This is a genomic window from Acidovorax sp. Leaf160 (genome assembly GCF_001424265.1).
GTDB lineage: Bacteria > Pseudomonadota > Gammaproteobacteria > Burkholderiales > Burkholderiaceae_C > Paracidovorax.
In genome coordinates, this window is the sequence record NZ_LMOV01000012.1 from 209,924 (window position 1) to 227,958 (window position 18,035).

Annotated in this window: 17 protein-coding genes and 1 pseudogene; 8 read left to right on the forward strand and 10 right to left on the reverse strand. The window is 69.9% G+C overall.

All coding sequences use genetic code 11. The features are described 5' to 3' along the window. Nucleotides 1-135: 135 nt before the first annotated feature. The 7 genes and pseudogenes from ASF94_RS07575 to ASF94_RS07600 form a co-directional block, all read right to left on the reverse strand. Entirely contained in the window at nt 136-489 is a 354-nt protein-coding gene (locus ASF94_RS07575; RefSeq protein WP_056663853.1) for a cupin domain-containing protein, read from the reverse strand. Between the two features lie 160 nt (nt 490-649). Continuing rightward, a complete protein-coding gene (locus tag ASF94_RS21765) occupies nt 650-856 on the reverse strand; it encodes a copper-binding protein (RefSeq protein ID WP_235505320.1) in 207 nt (68 codons plus the stop codon). 66 nt (nt 857-922) lie between these two features. Continuing rightward, nucleotides 923-1,447, reverse strand: a pseudogene (locus ASF94_RS21770) (DUF411 domain-containing protein); the annotation flags it as partial. A 127-nt stretch (nt 1,448-1,574) separates the two neighbouring features. Continuing rightward, a complete protein-coding gene (locus tag ASF94_RS07585) occupies nt 1,575-2,987 on the reverse strand; it encodes a multicopper oxidase family protein (protein ID WP_056663858.1) in 1,413 nt (470 codons plus the stop codon). 14 nt (nt 2,988-3,001) lie between these two features. After that, a complete protein-coding gene (locus ASF94_RS07590; RefSeq protein ID WP_056663860.1) occupies nt 3,002-4,456 on the reverse strand; it encodes a TolC family protein in 1,455 nt (484 codons plus the stop codon). A gap of 564 nt (nt 4,457-5,020) precedes the next feature. Beyond that, nucleotides 5,021-5,497, reverse strand: coding sequence for a hypothetical protein (locus ASF94_RS07595; protein ID WP_056663863.1), 477 nt, complete (start codon nt 5,495-5,497; stop codon nt 5,021-5,023). Nucleotides 5,498-5,678: 181 nt separating this feature from the next. After that, nucleotides 5,679-7,853, reverse strand: coding sequence for a cation-translocating P-type ATPase (locus ASF94_RS07600; protein WP_056664838.1), 2,175 nt, complete (start codon nt 7,851-7,853; stop codon nt 5,679-5,681). 120 nt (nt 7,854-7,973) lie between these two features. On the opposite strand from ASF94_RS07600, the gene ASF94_RS07605 reads away from it, so the two are divergent. The 4 genes from ASF94_RS07605 to ASF94_RS07620 all read left to right on the forward strand — a co-directional run bounded on the left by ASF94_RS07605 (nt 7,974) and on the right by ASF94_RS07620 (nt 11,127). Beyond that, nucleotides 7,974-8,432, forward strand: coding sequence for a MerR family transcriptional regulator (locus tag ASF94_RS07605; protein WP_056663864.1), 459 nt, complete (start codon nt 7,974-7,976; stop codon nt 8,430-8,432). 108 nt (nt 8,433-8,540) lie between these two features. Continuing rightward, a complete protein-coding gene (locus tag ASF94_RS07610; protein ID WP_056663867.1) occupies nt 8,541-9,353 on the forward strand; it encodes an ABC transporter permease in 813 nt (270 codons plus the stop codon). Nucleotides 9,354-9,400: 47 nt separating this feature from the next. Beyond that, a complete protein-coding gene (locus ASF94_RS07615) occupies nt 9,401-10,423 on the forward strand; it encodes an MlaD family protein (RefSeq protein ID WP_056663870.1) in 1,023 nt (340 codons plus the stop codon). Then, the gene (locus tag ASF94_RS07620; protein WP_056663873.1) at nt 10,420-11,127 is read left to right on the forward strand and encodes a hypothetical protein; all 708 of its coding nucleotides are present in this window, start codon (nt 10,420-10,422) and stop codon (nt 11,125-11,127) included. The genes ASF94_RS07615 and ASF94_RS07620 overlap by 4 nt, the downstream gene beginning before the upstream one ends. Nucleotides 11,128-11,340: 213 nt before the next feature. On the opposite strand, the gene ASF94_RS21555 is transcribed toward ASF94_RS07620, so the two are convergent. From ASF94_RS21555 to ASF94_RS07630, 3 genes are all read right to left on the reverse strand, one after another. Then, a complete protein-coding gene (locus ASF94_RS21555) occupies nt 11,341-11,517 on the reverse strand; it encodes a hypothetical protein (RefSeq protein WP_200933035.1) in 177 nt (58 codons plus the stop codon). A 119-nt stretch (nt 11,518-11,636) separates the two neighbouring features. Next, nucleotides 11,637-13,241: an NAD(P)H-hydrate dehydratase gene (locus ASF94_RS07625; RefSeq protein WP_082493056.1), complete on the reverse strand. Its 1,605-nt coding sequence runs from the start codon at nt 13,239-13,241 to the stop codon at nt 11,637-11,639. Between the two features lie 83 nt (nt 13,242-13,324). After that, nucleotides 13,325-14,575: an FAD-dependent oxidoreductase gene (locus ASF94_RS07630; RefSeq protein WP_056663875.1), complete on the reverse strand. Its 1,251-nt coding sequence runs from the start codon at nt 14,573-14,575 to the stop codon at nt 13,325-13,327. A gap of 281 nt (nt 14,576-14,856) precedes the next feature. Here ASF94_RS07630 and rpsB point away from each other — a divergent pair, with 281 nt between their 5' ends. From rpsB to frr, 4 genes are all read left to right on the forward strand, one after another. Beyond that, nucleotides 14,857-15,609 (forward strand): 30S ribosomal protein S2, encoded by a 753-nt coding sequence (gene rpsB, locus ASF94_RS07635; protein ID WP_056663881.1) that lies wholly within the window; start codon nt 14,857-14,859, stop codon nt 15,607-15,609. Nucleotides 15,610-15,717: 108 nt separating this feature from the next. Beyond that, nucleotides 15,718-16,647: a translation elongation factor Ts gene (gene tsf, locus ASF94_RS07640; protein WP_056663884.1), complete on the forward strand. Its 930-nt coding sequence runs from the start codon at nt 15,718-15,720 to the stop codon at nt 16,645-16,647. Nucleotides 16,648-16,705: 58 nt separating this feature from the next. After that, complete coding sequence (gene pyrH, locus ASF94_RS07645; protein WP_056663887.1) at nt 16,706-17,428, forward strand: UMP kinase; 723 nt, start codon at nt 16,706-16,708, stop codon at nt 17,426-17,428. A gap of 46 nt (nt 17,429-17,474) precedes the next feature. Then, nucleotides 17,475-18,035 (forward strand): ribosome recycling factor, encoded by a 561-nt coding sequence (gene frr, locus ASF94_RS07650; protein WP_056663891.1) that lies wholly within the window; start codon nt 17,475-17,477, stop codon nt 18,033-18,035.

Below are 18,035 nucleotides of genomic sequence, written 5' to 3' on the forward strand. Positions count from 1 at the left end.
CTGGTGGACGGGCGCGGCGCCTGACCGGCCCCCGCGATTTCGCCAAGCCACACGTGCCGCCGGCCACCGGTCAGCGCAGAGCCGCTCCACCGGCGTGCGGACCGGCGTGCGGAGCGGCGCCGCGCAGCGCCGCGGTCAGGCCATCACCCATACCTTGCGCACGGTCTCGATGGTGCGCCAGGTGCCGACGTATCCGGGCTTCATGATGAAACAGTCGCCCGGGCCGTAGCGCCTGGGTTCCTGGCCGCGCTCGGTGATCTCCACCAGGCCGGAGAGGATCAGGCAGAACTCCCAGGTTTCACCCTTGATGGAGTGGTTCACGCCCGGCGTGGCTTCCCACACGCCTGCTCGCACGGCGCCGTCCTTGGCGCTGTCGATGTCCCAGTTGCGGCAGACGATGTCGCCTTCGATCACGCGCTCGGCCGGGGGGCGGTACTCGCGGGCTTCGCCCAGGGCGTTGAAGGGGAAATCGACGAGCAGTTCGGACATGGCGCAGGCTCCAGCAAGGATGGGTTTGGAAGCTGTCGATGCTAGGAGCGGCGGCTGCGGGCGTGGTGCGGAACTGGCCGGCCCGGGCGGCGGCAAATGCGCTATGCGCCCCCGGTTTCGGCGCAATCTGCGGGGGGGCTTGCGCCAGCTCGGATTCCGCTCAAGGCTTCACGACTTCGATCCGGCGCGCCACCAGGCCCGAGCGATCCTGCTCGGCCAGGAAACGCACCCGGGTGCCCGGCGAGAGCTGCAGTCCGGCAGTGGAGTCGGGCACGCGGAACACCATCGTCATCGCCGCCATGCCCAGGCGCTTGAGTTCGCCGTGGCGGAGGGTCAGCCGCTTCGCCGCAGCGTCCCAGCGCACCACTTCGCCATCGCTCAGATCCGCATCCGCAGGGCCGGGCGAGGGCTCGGCCGCCGTCGCCGCACTGCCACCGGCGTAGTGCGTGAAGACGGAACTGCTGCCGTCGCGCGCCATCAGCAGCACATCGTAGGCATCGCGCCGGCCGCCGTAGACGGCACCGTCCATTCCGGGCGAACCGATCGGCATGCCGGGCACCGCCAGCCCGAGCGCCTGGGGCTTGTCCCGCAGCAGGCGCTGCACGTCGGCGGCCGGCACATGGCCTTCGACCAGATAGCCGCCGACGAGCGCGGTGTGGCAGGACCCGAGCCGGGGTGGCAAGCCCAGCCGCTGGCGCACGGCCGCGTTGCCGCTGTCCTGCACGCTGACGCGGAAGCCTGCGGCGCGGAGGTGCTCGACCCAGTCGTTGCAGCAGCCGCAGTTCGGGTCTTTCCACACTTCCATCTGGGGGGCGTTCGAGGCGGCGGGTGCGGCCGTTGCGGTGGCCGCACGTGCGAGGCAGGGCATGGCGGCGAACGCCATGGCGGAAGCGGCCAGGTGCAGCCAGGCGCGGCGGGAGGCAGGGGCGGTGGCAGATGCGGATGCGGGGACGGTCATGGTGTGTCTTTCTGAGGGAGTTTTCCCCGTGGGGAAACTTCTTATTCGATTGAAAAGTGGTCTTCGCGCTTTTCGATAAAGGGTTTATAGCTATAAAAGCTATAGCAATCGAATGGATTGCGGCATGTCAGTGCCCGTGGTGGCCCGCGCCGGGCTTGCGCACCTGCGCTGCGCCCTCGGCGCCCAGGGCGCTCAGGCCGCTCGATGGAGGCCGCGCCTCGGAGGCGCGCTGCGCGGCGGGCAGCGCAGCCGGCTCGCCCGTCCACTCCCAGGCACGGGTGCCGGGGGGCTGCACATAGTCGCCCGGGACGCGCCAGTCGTTCGGCGCCAGCCCCTCGCGCACTTTGAGCACGCTGAACATGCCGCCCATCTCCAGCGGGCCGAAGGGGCCCTGGCCGGTCATCATGGGCAGGGTGTTGTCCGGCAGCGGCATCGCCATGGCGCCCATCTCGCCCATGCCGGTGCTGCCCATGGCCATGTAGTCGGGCACGATCTTGCGGATCTTCTCCGCCAGGTCGCTCTGGGGCACGCCGATCATGTTGGGCACCTCGTGGCCCATCGGTCCCATGGTGTGGTGGCTCTTGTGGCAGTGCACGGCCCAGTCGCCCGGCTCGTCCGCGATGAACTCGATCTGCCGCATCTGGCCCACGGCCACGTCCGCAGTCACCTCGGGCCAGCGCGCGCCTTTCGGCACGGGGCCGCCGTCGGTGCCGGTCACCTCGAATTCATGGCCGTGGATGTGGATGGGGTGGTTGGTCATGGTCAGGTTGCCCACGCGCAGGCGCACGCGGTCGCCGCGCCGCGCCACGAACGGGTCGATGCCGGGGAAGACCCGGCTGTTCCAGGCCCAGATGTTGAAGTCCGTCATCTCGTTGATGCGCGGCGTGCGGGTGCCGGGATCGACGGCGAATGCGTTCAGCAGGAAGGCGTAGTCGCGGTCGGCCGCGGCAATGTGCGGGTGCGCGGCACGCGGGTGGGTGATCCACAGGCCCATCAGTCCCATCGCCATCTGCACCATCTCGTCGGCATGCGGGTGGTACATGAAGGTGCCGGGCCGGTGGGCGGTGAATTCGTAAACGAAGGTCTTGCCCGTCGGAATGGCGGGCTGGTTGAGGCCCGAGACGCCGTCCATGCCGTTGGGCAGCCGCTGGCCGTGCCAGTGCACGCTGGTGTGTTCGGGCAGCCGGTTGGTGACGAAGATGCGCACCCGGTCGCCTTCCACCACTTCGATGGTCGGGCCGGGGCTCTGGCCGTTGTAGCCCCACAGGTGGGCCGTGAAGCCGGGCGCGAATTCGCGCAGCACCGGCTCGGCGACGAGGTGGAACTCTTTCACGCCTGCGTTCATGCGCCAGGGCAGGCTCCAGCCGTTCAGGGTGACCACGGGCCGGAACGGCCGGCCGCTGGCTGGCGGCGGGGGCACGGCGGTGCCGGTGCCGTCCTGCGTGGCGATTTCCGGCAGGGCGGCCAGGGCCCCACGGGCCACGGTGGCACCGGCCACGGCGCTGGCTGCGCCGGCAGCGAAGAAATGGCGTCGATTCATGTGCGGGTCTCCAGTCAGTGGCCGGCCGCGCTGGCTGGCGCGGGGGCAGGGGGATCGAGGGGTGCCGGTGCGGCAACGGAACGAGCAGAGCCCGCGGTGAGCGCGAACTGCAGTTCGGCCTCGGCCAGCCAGAAGTCGCGCTGCGCCTGCACGGCCTGCGCGACCGCACCGGTGCTGGCCCGGGCCTCGGCCAGCAGGTCCCACACGCTGGCCAGCATCCCGTTGTAGCGCAGCAGCGTTTCGTCCTGGATGACGCGGCGCAGCGGCACCACCTCGTACGTCTGCTGCCGGGCGACGTCCCAGGCGGTGCGATAGGCCAGCCACCGGGTGCGCGCTTCGCTGCGGGCGTTCAGGGCGGTGTCCTGCAACTGCGCCGCGCTCTGCTGGGTCAGCAGGCGCGCCCGGGCGCTGGCCGCGCCGCCCCAGTCGAAGAGCGGCAGCGGCAGCGCCAGCTCCCAGCCGCGTTGCACGTCGCTGTGGCCCGCGCCCGTGCGCTCGGTGGTGGTGTTGCGCTGGTAGGTGACGCCGATGTCGCCGAACACGCTGGCGATGCCGCTGGTGCCCTGCTGGTCGGCGATGCGGTCCAGCGACAACCGTGCTGCGCGCACGTCGAGCCGCTCGCGCAGCGCGCGCGACTCGATGCCCTCCGCGCCGATCGGCTCGGATGGCAGATCGGGCAGCCGTTCCGCCAGCGTGAAGCGCGCCGTGTCGCCCCAAAGGCCCAGGGTGCGCGCCAAGGCCTCGCGCGTCGCGGCTGCATTCCAGCGCGCCTGCGCCAGCTGGCTGCGGCTCTCGGTCAGCGCCGCCTGCTCGCGGGCCTGCTGCAGCGCACTCCAGTGGCCCACGCGCACCATGCGGCGGGCCAGTTCGGCGCCGGTATCTGCCGCTTCGTGCATCTGCTCGTGCGCGGCCAGCACCTGCTGAGCGGCCACGGCGTTCAACCACGCGCGGCGCGCATCTGTGGCCAGCCGTGCCACGTCCTGCGCGGCGGCCAGCGTGGCCTGCTGCACGGCCTGGGTTTGCCAGCGGGTGCGCCAGGGCAGGGTGACGAGATCGACCAGGCCGAAGGACAGGCTGCGCTCGATCTCCCGCTCATGGCCGTTCGTGAGCCGGCCGATGGCGAAGGTCGGATTGGGCAGGGTGAGCGCCCGCACGCGGTCGGCGTCCTGCACGCCCAGGGCGGCCAGGCGCGCCTGCAGGCCCAGGTTGTTCAGCAACGCGATGCGCACGGCCATATCGACGCTGAGTGGCTCGCCCAGCCAACGCTGCAGCGCGGCCTGGGCCTCAGCGGAGTGGGCGGCATCGGCACCCGGCAGCGCTGCGTCGTGCACGCCGGCGGTGCGGCCCTGGCTCAGCACCTGCACCTCGGTGCGCAGGCCGTCCGGAGACACGCTGGCACAGCCGGCGAGCAACGCGAGCACTGCCAAGGCAGGAGCCGTGCGCAGGGCGAAACGAAGGCGGGCGGTCATGGCCTGCCCTCCGGGGCGCTCTTGACATCCGGGCCGTGGTCGCGGTGACCAGGCGCGTGTGCATGGGACGCATCGTGGCGCGCGCCAGCGGCGGGCTGGGCAGGCGCCTCAGCACCGGCAGGGTGCGCCGTGTGCTTGGTGTGCGCCGTGTGCGCCGTGTGCGTCGCAGGCGCCGCATGATCGTGCGCGGCGGACGGGGCAGTGACCTCCCGATTGGCCCGGCGCCAGTCGGTGCGATCGGTTTCCACACCGGTGGGGCCGGCTGGCCAGGCGGGCAGCCGCATTGGCGCAGTGGGCTCGGCGGGTGCGGCGGCGCCTGGAGGAAAAGGCTGGGCGAGGACGGCGGCAGGCAGCGCAGCCGCGCAGCACCAGGGCAGGCAGCCGAGAGAGCGGAGCAAAGCAAGCCGATAGATGGCGGCGAAACAACGTGGCAGTGCACGCATGGGTATTTCTCCTGAACGGAAACGAAAGAACGCGGTGAGGCGAGGCCCGCCCTCTTCGGCGTTGCGCGCGGCCTTTGGCAGCCGGCGCAGCGCGCGAAGGACGCACCTCGGGTGTCGGCGTTCAGGAGATGGGTGGCTTGATGGCCAGCGCCGCCCCGGCGCTGGCAAAGCGCGTGGCGGCCGCAGGTGCCCGGTCGGCTTCGCGCCCGGGGGGCGGTGCGGCAGCGGGCACGTCCACCAGCACGGCGGTGTGGCAGATCTCGCAATCCGCACAGTTCGCGTGCGCGGCTGCGCCGCTGCCCGAGCAGTCGGCGGAATGGGGCAGTGCCAGTGACGCCTCCGCGGAGGCTGCCTCGCGGCAATGCTGCCCTCCCGATGCATCGGGGTGCGCCCCGACCGCCGCGACGTCGTGCTCGCCGTGGGAGCCATGGCCGTGGCCTGCGTGTTGCACGCCCTCGTCAGCCAGCAGCGCCGCCGCCGCCGTCTGCAAAGCCGGCGCATGCGGCATCGCCATGCCGGCAGCCATCGCCGGGCCGACGAGCCCACGCAGGGTCATCAGGACGATCAGGAGCAGCAGGATGCAAGGGCCTCGGCGCATGGCTCGAATGATAAGGCGCGAAAGAAACCGGTCTTCAAACGCCGGCAGCATGCCGGGTCAGCAAAGCCAGACCGTCGGGCCTGCCGGTCAACGGGGTTGCGTTGGCAGTGTGCGTCGCCCTGGCGGCCCCGGCCGACGGATGCTGCGGCCCATGGCTCGGTGAGAGCCGTTGGGCTCCTGGTTACCGGGCACGCTCTGCCGGCGCCCCCCGCAGCATCCGCAGCCCGTTGGCCACGACCAGCAGGCTGGCGCCCATGTCGGCGAAGACGGCCATCCACATCGTGGCGTGGCCGGCCAGTGCCAGGCCGAAGAAAACCAGCTTGATGCCGAGCGACAAAGCGATGTTCTGCCACAGCACGGCATGGGTGCGGCGCGACAGGCGCACGGTTTCGGCCACGCGGCGCAGGTCGTCGTTCATGATGACCACGTCGGCCGTTTCCATCGCCACGTCGGTGCCGGCCGCGCCCATGGCGAAGCCGATGTCGGCGCGGGCCAGTGCCGGGGCGTCGTTGATGCCGTCGCCGGCCATGGCGGTGGCGCCGTGCCGCTGCTGCAGCGCGGCGATGGCCGCCAGCTTCTGTTCGGGCAGCAGCCCGGCCTGCACCTCGGTGATGCCGGCTTCGCGCGCGGCGGCCTGCGCGGCGGCGGCATGGTCGCCGGTGAGCATGACCGGCACGATGCCGAGGGCGCGCAGATCCGCCACGGCCTGGGTGGCCTGAGGGCGCAGGGTGTCCGAGACGGCGAAGAGGGCACGCACGGCTTGGCCGTCCGCCAGCAGGGTGACGCTGCGGCCCTCGGCCTCCTGCGCGGCCACTGCGGCTTCCACTTCGGCGGTCCAGAGCTGTCGCTCCTGCATCAGCCGCCGGTTGCCGAGCGTCCACATGGCGGCACCGACCCGCGCGGAGACACCGCGCCCCGGCAGGGCGGTGAAGTCCTCCACCGCCGGCAGGTCGGCAGGTGCGCCGCTGCCGGCCCGATCAGGCGCGGCGAGGCCTGCCGCAATGGCGCGCGACACCGGATGGTCCGAGCGGGCTGCCAGCGCCATCGCGACGTCGTCCGCCGCATCGGGGCCGAACGGCTGCCGGGCCACCAGCACCGGCCGCCCGGCGGTGACGGTGCCGGTCTTGTCGAAGGCGACGGCGCGGATGCCCCGGGCCTGTTCCAGCCACGTCCCGCCCTTGATGAGAATGCCGCGCCGCGCCGCCGCAGCCAGCCCGCTCACCACGGTGACGGGGGTGGACAGCACCAGCGCGCAGGGGCAAGCGATGACCAGCAGCACCAACGCGCGGTAGATCGCGTCCAGCCAGGTCCAGCCCAGCAGCAACGGCGCGCCGATGGCGACCAGCACCGCGCCCACGAACACCGCCGGGGTGTAGATGGCGGCGAAGCGGTCGACGAAGCGCTGGGTGGGTGCGCGCGTGGCCTGGGCTTCCTCGACGGCGCGGATGATGCGGTCCAGGGTGGTCTGGCCGGCGGCAGCCGTGACGCTGAACTCCAGCTCGGACTGGGCGTTCAGCGTACCGGCGAAGAGCGGGTCGCCGGGTGCCTTGTCCACCGCCAGGCTTTCGCCCGTGACGCTGGATTCGTCCACCGCGCCGCGGCCGGCGGTCACCACGCCGTCCAGCGGCACGCGCGCGCCGGGGCGGATGCGCAGCGTGCGGCCCACCGGCACCTCTGCGGCCGGCACGGTGCGCCACTGGCCGTCCTCACCCCGCAGGTCGGCCTGATCGGGGCTGAGCGCCAGCAGCGCGCCGATGGCATTGCGTGCCCGGCCCACGGCACCGTCCTCGATCCGCTCGGCCAGGGCGTACAGCGCCATGACCATCGCCGCCTCGGGCCACTGGCCGATCAGGAACGCGCCGGTGACGGCCACGGCCATCAGCGCGCTGATGCCCAGTTGCCCACGCCGGAGCGAACGCAGGCCGCTGCGGTAGATGCCCAGGCCTGCCAGCAGGATGGCGACCGCGGCCACGGCCATGCCGGCAATGCGCCAGGGCGTGGTGTCGGGGCCCAGCAGGTGCAGCAGCTCGGCCGCCAGCGCGAAGACCAGGGCGGCGCCGAGCCGGCCCCAGCCGGGCAGGGCTCCGTGGTCGTGGCCGTCGTGCGCATCGTGTTCTCCCTGGGCGGCGTGGGTGTCTCCGTGGGCAGGGTCCGCCCCGTCGTCGTGGTGATGGCCGTGATCGTGGTCGTGATCGTGGCCGTGGCCGGCGTGCCCGCCATCGCCAGCGGCACTGCGGGCGGCAGGTCGGGCCACGGGCGGCGTGGTGACGGTCGAGCAGCCACCTCCGCAGCACGAGACGTCGATCCGGGGCTGTCTGACTGCGCCGGGCGCAGCGTTGGGGCGGGGTGATGGCATGGCGTGGGGTTCCTTCAAGTCGATGCGGGGGCCCGGCTGCTGGTCTGGATGCAAAAAGGGGCCGTCAGCAGCCGGGCGATGGCATGATTGAAAACCTTGAAGCCACTCGAAGGTCAAGCGATGTCCGCCCCAAGCCCCCACCACCGTATCGGAGACGCCGCCCGCCTGTCGGGGGTGACGGCGGCGAACATCCGCTACTACGACAAGGAGGGCCTGCTGCCCGCGCCCGCCCGGGGCGAGAACCAGTACCGCCTGTACACCGACGACGAGGTGCACCGGCTGCGCTTCATCCGCCTCTGTCGGGCCATGGACATGTCGCTGGACGAAGTGCGCACGCTGCTTGCGCTGGACGTGCGCAGTCCGGAGGCCGACCATGCCGCCTGCGCCACGCTCGACGAGCACTTGTCGCACGTGCGCACCCGGCTGGAGGAGTTGCGCGTGCTGGAGGCCGAGCTGCTGTCCCTGCGCGGCCGCTGCACCGGCGAAGGCGTGCATTGCCGGGTGATCGAGGCGCTGCACGAGCGGGCGGACGCGCAGCCCGCACCGGCCCCTGGGCCCGCCAGTCGGCGGCACGTCTGAGAACCACACAGGGTGATGCTATTAAAATTGTAGCTATCCACCCAGTATCGACGAGCGCTGGTGGCAATCTTGACCGGAATCCGCCAACGATTCCCCTATGATCGCCCGATGCTTCCCACCCCGCAGCTTGCCCTGACGCTGACCGAGCGCATCGGCCAGGGCGTTCGGCGGCGGGCGCTGGCCTGGTGGCGCATCGTCTACCTGGGGGCCGTGGTGCTGGTGCTGATGCTGTCGCCGTCCAGCTGGGGACGCAGCGCGCGCTGGCGGCTGGCGCGGCAGGTGTACCTGGGCACGGCGCCCATCCTGCTGGGCTTCACCGTGCTGGCGGCGCTCATCAGCCTGGTCATCACGCGCATCGTGGTGGTCACGGCGCTGAGCTACGGGCTGTCGCGCTACGCCCTCGAGATGGTGATTCGCGTGCTGGTCCTGGAGCTGATACCGCTCACCGCCGCGCTCTTCGTCGCCATGCGGGCCACGATTCCGAACGGCACGCAGCTGGCGCTGATGCGCCAGTCCGGACGGCTGGCGGCGCTGGCCGCGCACGGCGGCGACCCGGTACGGCTGGAAGTGCTGCCGCGCGTGGTGGCCGGCATGTACGCCAGCATCACCCTGGCGGCGCTGTCGTGCGTGGTGGCGCTGGTGACGGCCTATCTGGGCGTGTACGGCTTCAACACCTCCGAGCTGTCCGGCTACACCCGCATGTTCGGCCAGGTCTTCACACCGCAGATCACCCTGGTGTTCGTGTTGAAGACACTGTTCTTCAGCCTGGCGGTGGCCTTGATTCCGATGGCCGCAGGGCTGTATGAGACCAGACAGGCGCGCACTGCCTTGCAACCCGATTCCGAACTCGGCGGCCTGGCCCGCATGTTCGCCGTGCTGCTGCTGATCGAGATCGCATCGCTGGTGGGCAACTACTACTGAATAAGTGGCACCCGGCCGCGGACCTTTCCCCTTATCCCTTGCTTGCGATGACACCCCACGATCAAGATCCTCGCGCCGTACCGCCTCCGCCTCCGCCCCTGCCGCCGCCTTCCGATGACCTGCTGCTGCGACCCGTCGCGCACCTGGAGCGCAAGGCGGCCGCGCTGCTGATCCTCACGCTGGCGCTGGTGATCGGCGCCGGACTCTATCTGCTCTATGCGCGCGGGGTCTTCGAGCCCACGCAGCGGCTGGTGCTCACCGCCGACGACTCCGAGGGTGTGGTGGTCGGCATGGACATGACGTTTTCGGGGTTCCCGATCGGCCGCGTGCGCGCGATCGAGCTGGCGCCCGATGGCGACGTGCGCATCCTCATCGACGTGGCCCGGCGCGATGCCCACTGGCTGCGCGAATCCAGCGTCTTCACGCTGGTGCGCGGCATCGTCGGCGGCACCACCATCAAGGCGTATAGCGGCATTCTGACCGACCCGCCCATGGCGGACGGGGCCGAGCGGCCCGTGCTGCGCGGCGACGCCACGGCCGAGATCCCGCAGCTGATGGCCTCTGCCCGCGAACTGCTGGGCAACCTGAACGCCATCACTGCCGAAGGCGCCGCCCTGAGCGGCACGGTGGCCAACGTGCGCAGCTTGACCGAGCGACTCAATGCCCCGGGCGGCGCGCTCGGCGTGCTGATGGGCAACGCCGACGATGCGAAGAAGATCACCCGCACACTCGACCGCACCAACCAGTTGCTCGCCCGCATCGACGGCATGGCCGCCAAGGCCGACCGGCAGGTGTTCGGCGCTGCCGGCGACCCGGGGCTGGTGCCCGAGGCGCGCGCCACGGTGGTGCAGCTGAACGGCCTGCTGGCCGACACGCGGCAGAGCCTGATGAAGGTGGATGCCGTGCTGGCCGAGGCGCAAGCCATCGGCGCCAACACGCGCGAAGCGACCAACGACCTGGGAACGCTGCGCGCCGAGGTCGAGGCCAATCTGCGCAAGGTGGAGGGGCTGGTCAATGACATCCAGCGCAAATGGCCCTTTGCGCGCGACACGGAGTTGAAGCTGCCATGACCCAGACGCCCCGCCCCCCGTTCTGCCGCACCAAGGCGGCGCCGCTGCGCATCGCACCGACACTGGCACTGCTCGTGCTGGTGCCGCTGGCCGGCTGCGGTACCCGGCCTGCAGCGCCCGACTGGGAAATGAACGCCCATGCATCCGCCACCAAGGCCACGGAAGCCTACCTGTCCGGCGACACGCGGATCGCGGAACTGGAGTGGACCCGCGCGCGGGCCGAGATCGCCCGCACCGGGCGGCCGGACCTGCTGGCCCGGCTGGAGTTGATGCGGTGCGCCGCGCAGCATGCAGCGCTGGACTGGCAGCCGTGCTCCGCTTTCGAGGCCCTGCGGGCCGATGCAGAGCCGGGTGAGCGGGCCTACGCCGACTATCTGACCGGCCGTTTCACGCCGGGGGACAGCGCGCTGCTACCACCCGCGCAGCGCAAGGCGGCGGTGGGTGGCGCAAGCGCCTTGGCGGGGATCGAGGATCCGCTGTCGCGGCTGGTTGCGGCTTCCGTCGTGGTGGCGGGTGGCTCTGCCAGGGCCGACGCAATCGCCCTGGCGGTGAAGACTGCATCGGACCGCGGCTGGCGCCGGCCACTGCTCGCCTGGCTGGGTTTGCAGCGAAACCAGGCGCAAGCTGCCGGCAACGCGCAGGAAGCGGCGGCGCTGCAACGCCGCATCGATCTCATCGAGCTCAAAGGCGCGCCCGGCCTGTGAGGCGGGTGCGAGGGTAAGGGGAGACGGGGGAAGAGCCGGAGTCGGCCGGCTGATGAAAATACGCGAGACTGATAGTGGCCCGCGCCAGACGGAGGTGGAGCGGTGCTGCGGCCTGTGGCCTGTGGCCGCTGGGCGTGAACTTCACCGCAGAGTGCAGTACAGGGCAGCTACCGGATCGGATTGGGAATGCGTCTTCCAGCCCGCCCGCCACGCTCAGAGCAGCGGATCGACCGGGAAGATGTTGTCCAGCTGATCGGGCAAGGTGACCAGCGAATCCGCTGCCTGCACCGCTTCATCGGGCACCAGCGTCATGGCCGTGGCGGCCACAGCCAGCAACACCGTGACGGTGAATGCAGTGAAATCGCGGAGTCCGGATGGGATGCGTTTCATGGCGGTGTCCTGACTTGAAGCTAAGGGTGAAGGGGTGGGTGGGCGTTGGTTGAATTAGAAACGCACCTACCCCAGCCAAATGTCAGACAAAGTCATGGCGCCGCGTGCGGCAAGAGAATTTACCTTTGGTTGCTGCTTTTTGGAATCTGATGGCGGCCGATGGGTTGAGGTTGCTTCCACGTCGCGCCCCGGCAGGGCTGATGAAGCGCCCTGGCCAACGAAGAGGCAGTCAGAGGGCGGCCGACAGGCCACCGGTCGGCGGTCGCGCCGTGAATCCAGCACGCCGCTTGCGCGGCATGGAAGCCGGCAGCATCCGCGCCTTCCGGCTGCGCCGCCAGCAATGCGCCCAGCAACCCGGCCAGCACATCGCCCGTTCCGCCCGTGGCCAGCAAGCCATTGCCTGTGGGATTGATGCGAGCGAGCTGGCCCGGGGCAGCCACCACCGTGCCCGAGCCCTTGAGCACCACGGCGCACTGGTACCGCGCGGCCAATCGATGACCGGCCTGCAGGCGATCGCCTTGCACCGTGCGGGTGTCGCTCGCCAACAGCCGCGCGGCCTCCAGCGGGTGCGGCGTCAGCACCGTGGCGCCGCTGCCCAGGCGGCCCGCCCGCTGGGCGAGCCGCAGCTGCAGTGACGGGTCCTGGGCGATGGCATTGAGCGCGTCCGCATCCAGCACCAGGCGGCGCGACTGCTGCAGCACGGCAGGCAGTACCTCGCGCACCGCCTCGCCACCGCCGCAGCCGCACACCACGGTGAGGCTGTCCAGCGACAGCGCCTCGAAGCGCCGGAGCATGCATTCGGGTTGCATCGCATCCACCTGCAGCGCGCCGCCGTCCAGCAAGGCGAGCATCACCCGCCCGGCGCCGCCGTGCAGCGCGGCCGATGCGGCCATCAGTGCGGCGCCGGTCATGCCGAGCCCGCGCGCCAGCAGGCCCTCGCCGCCGACGATGGCCACGTCGCCGAAGCTGCCCTTGTGACTGGCGTGGGCGCGAGGCGCACCTGCTGGCGGTGCTGCCAGACCTGCGCAGGGCGGCTCACCGGCAAGGTCAACGCCCAGGTCGTCCCACCACACGTCACCCGCCACATCGCGGCCGACGCCGGTGAAAAGGCCGGGCTTGAGCGTCAGCAGGGCCAGCGTGTGCCGGGCGGAGCGGGGCGGGCCGTGCGGCGGCTCCAGGCCGGGTGCGAACTGGCCGGTGTCGGCCCGCAGGCCTGAGGGCAGGTCTACGCACAGCACGGGCGCGCTGGTGGAATGCAGGTGGTTGAGCAGCCCTTGCAAGGCTTGCGACGGAGCGCGGTCGCGGCCTTCGCCCGAGAGGCCGATGCCCAGCAGGGCGTCGATGCAGAGATCGTCAGGACCGAGAACGTCAGGCGGGCCGTGGGCGAATACCACTCCGGCTTCGCGGGCGCGCTGCCACGCCGCCAGCGCATCCGGTCGCGAAGTCTCCGGTGTGCCCAGCCAGGTGACCGCTACCTGGCAGCCCGCCCGCCGCAGGTGCATCGCGGCCTCCAGGCCGTCACCGCCGTTGTTGCCAGCGCCGCAGGCCAGCCAGACGGTGCGCGCGTGCGGCGCCACGGCCTGCGCCAGCCGGGCGACGGCGAGCCCGGCGCGCTGCATCAGGGTGTGGGGCGCAAGCCGTTGCGCCGCTGAGGTTTCCAGCCGCCGCGTGGCGGCCGAGTTATGTAGGGGGTAAGGGTGTTGGGGGGTGATGCGCAGCAGCATGCGCCCATTGTGGCGGGCACCGGCAGGCCCTGTTCAGCGACCAGCGACTGCCGCGCACCCGGGGACCTCCGGTGGGGCCGGCGTCAGAAGCGCCGCATCGCCAGCGCCTGCACGTCCACTGCGGGTTCGCGGTGCATCAGCAGATCGGCGACGATGCGGGCGCTGCCGCAGGCCTGCGCCCAGCCCGCCGCTCCATGCCCTGCGTTCACCCAGACGCCCGGCATGCCGCTCGCGCCCAATACCGGGCCGCCATCGGGCAGGGTCGGCCGCGCGCCGCGCCAGACCTGTACCTGTGTGGACGACAGTTGCGCGCCGCCCGGGAACCAGCCGGACAGTGTGTGATAGAGCTTTTGCAGCGTGGGCTCGTGATGCGCCCCGTCGCCCCGGCCGAGCTCCGCGCCCCCGGCCACGCGCACCCGCTGCCCTTGCCGGGTGATCGTCACGCGGTGGTGCGGGTCGATGACGGCGCCCTGCGGCGCGTGGCATTCATCGCGCAGCGGCGCGCTGATCGAATAGCCGTGCAACGCCCTGACGGGCAGTGTGCAACCCAGCGGACGCAGCAGGCTGGCAGTGGACGTGCCCGCGCACAGCACGACGGCATCGAAGCGGCGCGGCTGACCGGCGGCGTTGCCCGCGATGCGCAGGCTGGTGGGCGCCGAGCCGATGGCCTGCACCCGCGACTGGAAGACGAAGCGGGCGCCGCGCTCCTGCGCCGCATAGCGCAGCATCTGGGCGAACAGCCGGCAGTTACCCGATTCGCCGTCCGGTGTGTGCAGGGCGCCGGCCAGCGGCACCTCGGGGCTGAGGCCGGGCTCGATCAGGCGGGCCATGTCGGCATCGACTGCGTTGACCACCACACCGGCATCCCGCAGCGCCCGGAGCGCGGGCTCGAGCTGTTCCTGTTCCTGGGATGTGCGCAAGAGCAGCAGGGTGCCGCGGCTGGTCTCCGCCTCCATGCCCATCTCCGCGGCCGTCTGGCGGGTGCGCGCCAGGCTGTACTCGCCCAGCCGTGCCAGTGCAGCCAGCGTGGCTGGCGCGTTCGGCGCACGCGCGGCGCGGCGCCACTGCCAGAGCCACGCCAGGTCCGCCCGCCCGGCGCCGCCCAGGCGCAGCGTGGCCTGGGCGCCCCACAGCTGGCGCCGCAGGCCGCCGCCCAGCCCGGGCGCGGCCCAGGGAATCAGCAGCGCAGGCGACAGCAGGCCCGCGTTCGCGAAGCTGGCTTCCTCGGCTGCGGCGCTGCGCTGCTCGAAAACGGTGACGTCGTGGCCGTCGATGGCGAGTTCATGGGCGGTGGCGGCGCCGACAATGCCGGCTCCGACGATGGCGATCTGCATGGATGGGGATTATCCGGCCTGAAGCGCCCGATGCATGGGCGCGTGCAGCTATTGTTTTGGGAGTGGTATGTGCGGCCCCGGCCGGCGCGGCGGCGGCCAGCGCAGACGCTGCTGTGCTAGAATCCCATGGTTTTGCCGATGACTGCGGGCTGTGATGGCCTCGCGGCGTGTGGCAAGACCAATCGCAAACCAGCCCCTCCAAGGTGTCGCGCCTTGCCGCTTTCGCGGCGCCCGGCGTGAAGTCGGGGCTGGATTTAAGACCCAACCTTTTGGAGAATCTCATGTCCGTCACCATGCGCGAAATGCTGGAAGCCGGTGTCCACTTCGGTCACCAAACCCGCTTCTGGAACCCCAAGATGGCCCCGTACATCTTCGGCCATCGCAACAAGATCCACATCATCAACCTGGAAAAGTCGCTCCCGCTGTTCCAGGAAGCACAGAAGTTCGCCAAGCAGCTGGCTGCCAACCGCGGCACCATCCTGATGGTCGGCACGAAGCGTCAAGCCCGTGAGATCCTGGCCACCGAAGCGCAACGCGCCGGCGTGCCTTTCGTCGACCAGCGCTGGCTGGGCGGCATGTTGACCAACTTCAAGACCGTCAAGACCTCGATCAAGCGTCTGAAGGACATGAAGGCGCAGCAGGAAGCCGGCCTGGACAGTCTGAGCAAGAAGGAACAGCTGACGTTCAGCCGTGAAATCGCCAAGCTCGAGCGCGATATCGGCGGCATCCAGGACATGAACGCTCTGCCCGACGCCATCTTCATCATCGACGTCGGCTTCCACAAGATCGCCGTCGCCGAAGCCAAGAAGCTGGGCATTCCACTGATCGGTGTGGTGGACTCGAACCACTCGCCCGAAGGCATCGACTACGTGATCCCCGGTAACGACGACTCGGCCAAGGCCGTGGCGCTGTACGCCCGTGGCATCGCCGACGCGATCATCGAAGGTCGCAACGATGCCGTGAACGACGTGGCCAAGGCCGTGTCGAAGGAAGGCTCTGACGAATTCGTGGAAGTGGAAGAAACCGCTGCCTGAGTTCCGGGCCACGCGATGCGTCGCGAATCAAAGCGGGGCCCCTGAGTGAGCCCCCTTTTTTTTAGCCTTTTATTCTGTAACGAACCGAACTGAGATTGGAGAAAACCGATGGCTGCAATTACCGCAAGCATGGTGGCTGAACTGCGCGCCAAGACCGACGCGCCCATGATGGAATGCAAGAAGGCTCTGACCGAAGCCGACGGCGATCTGGCCAAGGCGGAAGAGCTGCTGCGCGTCAAGCTGGGCACCAAGGCTGGCAAGGCCGCATCGCGCATCACCGCTGAAGGCGTGGTTGCCAGCTACATCGACGGCACCACCGGTGGCCTGATCGAAGTGAACAGCGAAACCGATTTCGTCTCCAAGAACGACAGCTTCATCGCTCTGGCCAAGGCTGCCGCCGAGCTGGTCGCCAAGCACAATCCCGCCGACGTCGCCGCCCTGGGCGCGCTGCCTTACAGCCAGGAAAGCTTCGGCCCCACGCTGGAAGAAGTCCGCAAGGGCCTGATCGGCAAGATCGGCGAGAACATGTCGTTCCGCCGCTTCAAGCATTTCTCCGGCTCCAACAAGCTGGCTTCCTACCTGCACGGCACGCGCATCGGCGTGGTGGTCGAGTTCGAAGGCGACGAAGTCGCTGCCAAGGACGTGGCCATGCACATCGCCGCCATGAAGCCCGTCGCCCTGACCAGCGCCGACGTGCCTGCCGACCTGATCGAAAAGGAACGCTCGGTCGCCGCTGCCAAGGCCGCGGAAGACAAGGCCAAGGCCCAGGCCGAAGGCAAGCCTGTGCAGTCCGACGAGATCGTGAATAAGCGCATCGAAGGCGGCGTGCAGAAGTACCTGAAGGAAGTCTCGCTGTTCGACCAGGTCTTCGTGAAAGCTGCCGACGGCAAGCAGACCGTGGGCCAGATGCTCAAGGCCGCCAACACCACCGTCAAGGGCTTCACCCTGTACGTGGTCGGCGAAGGCATCGAGAAGAAGGTCGACGACTTCGCGGCTGAAGTGGCTGCACAGGTCGCGGCTGCCAAGTCGGCCGCCTGACCTCGGCCCCTTTTTCCGCCCCCTACAGAACACCGCATTGCCTCACGGAGAACCGCTCATGACCGTCGCCGCCCCAGCCCACAAGCGCATTTTGCTCAAGTTGTCTGGCGAGGCGCTCATGGGGGACGACGCGTTCGGCATCAATCGCGCCACCATCGTTCGCATGGTGGAGGAGATCGCCGAAGTCACCCGGATGGGTGTGCAGGTGGCGGTGGTCATCGGGGGCGGGAACATCTTCCGCGGCGTGGCCGGCGGCTCGGTCGGCATGGACCGTGCCACGGCCGACTACATGGGCATGCTTGCCACCGTGATGAACGCGCTGGCGCTGGCCGACGCCATGGACAAGCAGGGCCTCACGGCCCGCGTGATGTCCGCCATCGCCATCGAACAGGTGGTCGAGCCCTACGTGCGGCCCAAGGCGCTGCAATACCTGGAAGAGGGCAAGGTGGTGGTCTTCGCGGCTGGCACCGGCAACCCCTTCTTCACGACCGACACGGCCGCTGCGCTGCGCGGTGCCGAGATCGGCGCAGAGGTGGTGCTCAAGGCCACCAAGGTGGACGGTGTGTACACCGCCGATCCCAAGAAGGATCCGGCCGCGACACGCTATACCCAGCTCACGTTCGACGAGGCCATGTCCCGCAACCTGGGCATTCTGGACGCCACTGCGTTCGCGCTGTGCCGCGACCAGAAGCTGCCGATCCGTGTGTTCTCCATCATCAAGCATGGCGCCCTCAAGCGCGTGGTGATGGGCGAGGACGAAGGCACGCTGGTGTACGCTTGACGGCTGGCCGGCGCTGCGAGCGCGGCCCTTTGCAGAGGAGAACGATATGACGATTGCCGACATCAAGAAGAACGTCGAAACCAAGATGGACCAATCCATCGCGGCACTGAACAACAACCTGGGCAAGATCCGCACCGGCCGTGCCAACCCGGCGCTGCTGGACTCGGTGATGGTCGAGTACTACGGCTCGGCCGTGCCGCTGTCGCAGGTGGCCAACGTTTCGCTCATCGATTCCCGCACCATCAGCGTGCAGCCCTGGGAAAAGGGCATGGGCGCCAAGATCGAGAAGGCCATCCGCGAGAGCGACCTGGGCCTGAATCCCGCGTCCATGGGCGACCTGATCCGTGTCCCGCTGCCGCCCATGAGCGAAGAGCGCCGCAAGGAAATGACCAAGCTCGTGCGCAACGAAGGCGAGGGCGCCAAGGTCGCCGTGCGCAATCTGCGCCGTGATGCCAACGAGGGCGTCAAGAAGCTGGTCAAGGACAAGCTGGCCTCCGAGGACGACCAGAAGCGTGCCGAAGCCGACGTGCAGAAGCTGACGGACAAGCACATCGCCACCATCGACGCGTTGGTGAGTGCCAAGGAACAGGACATCATGGCGGTCTGA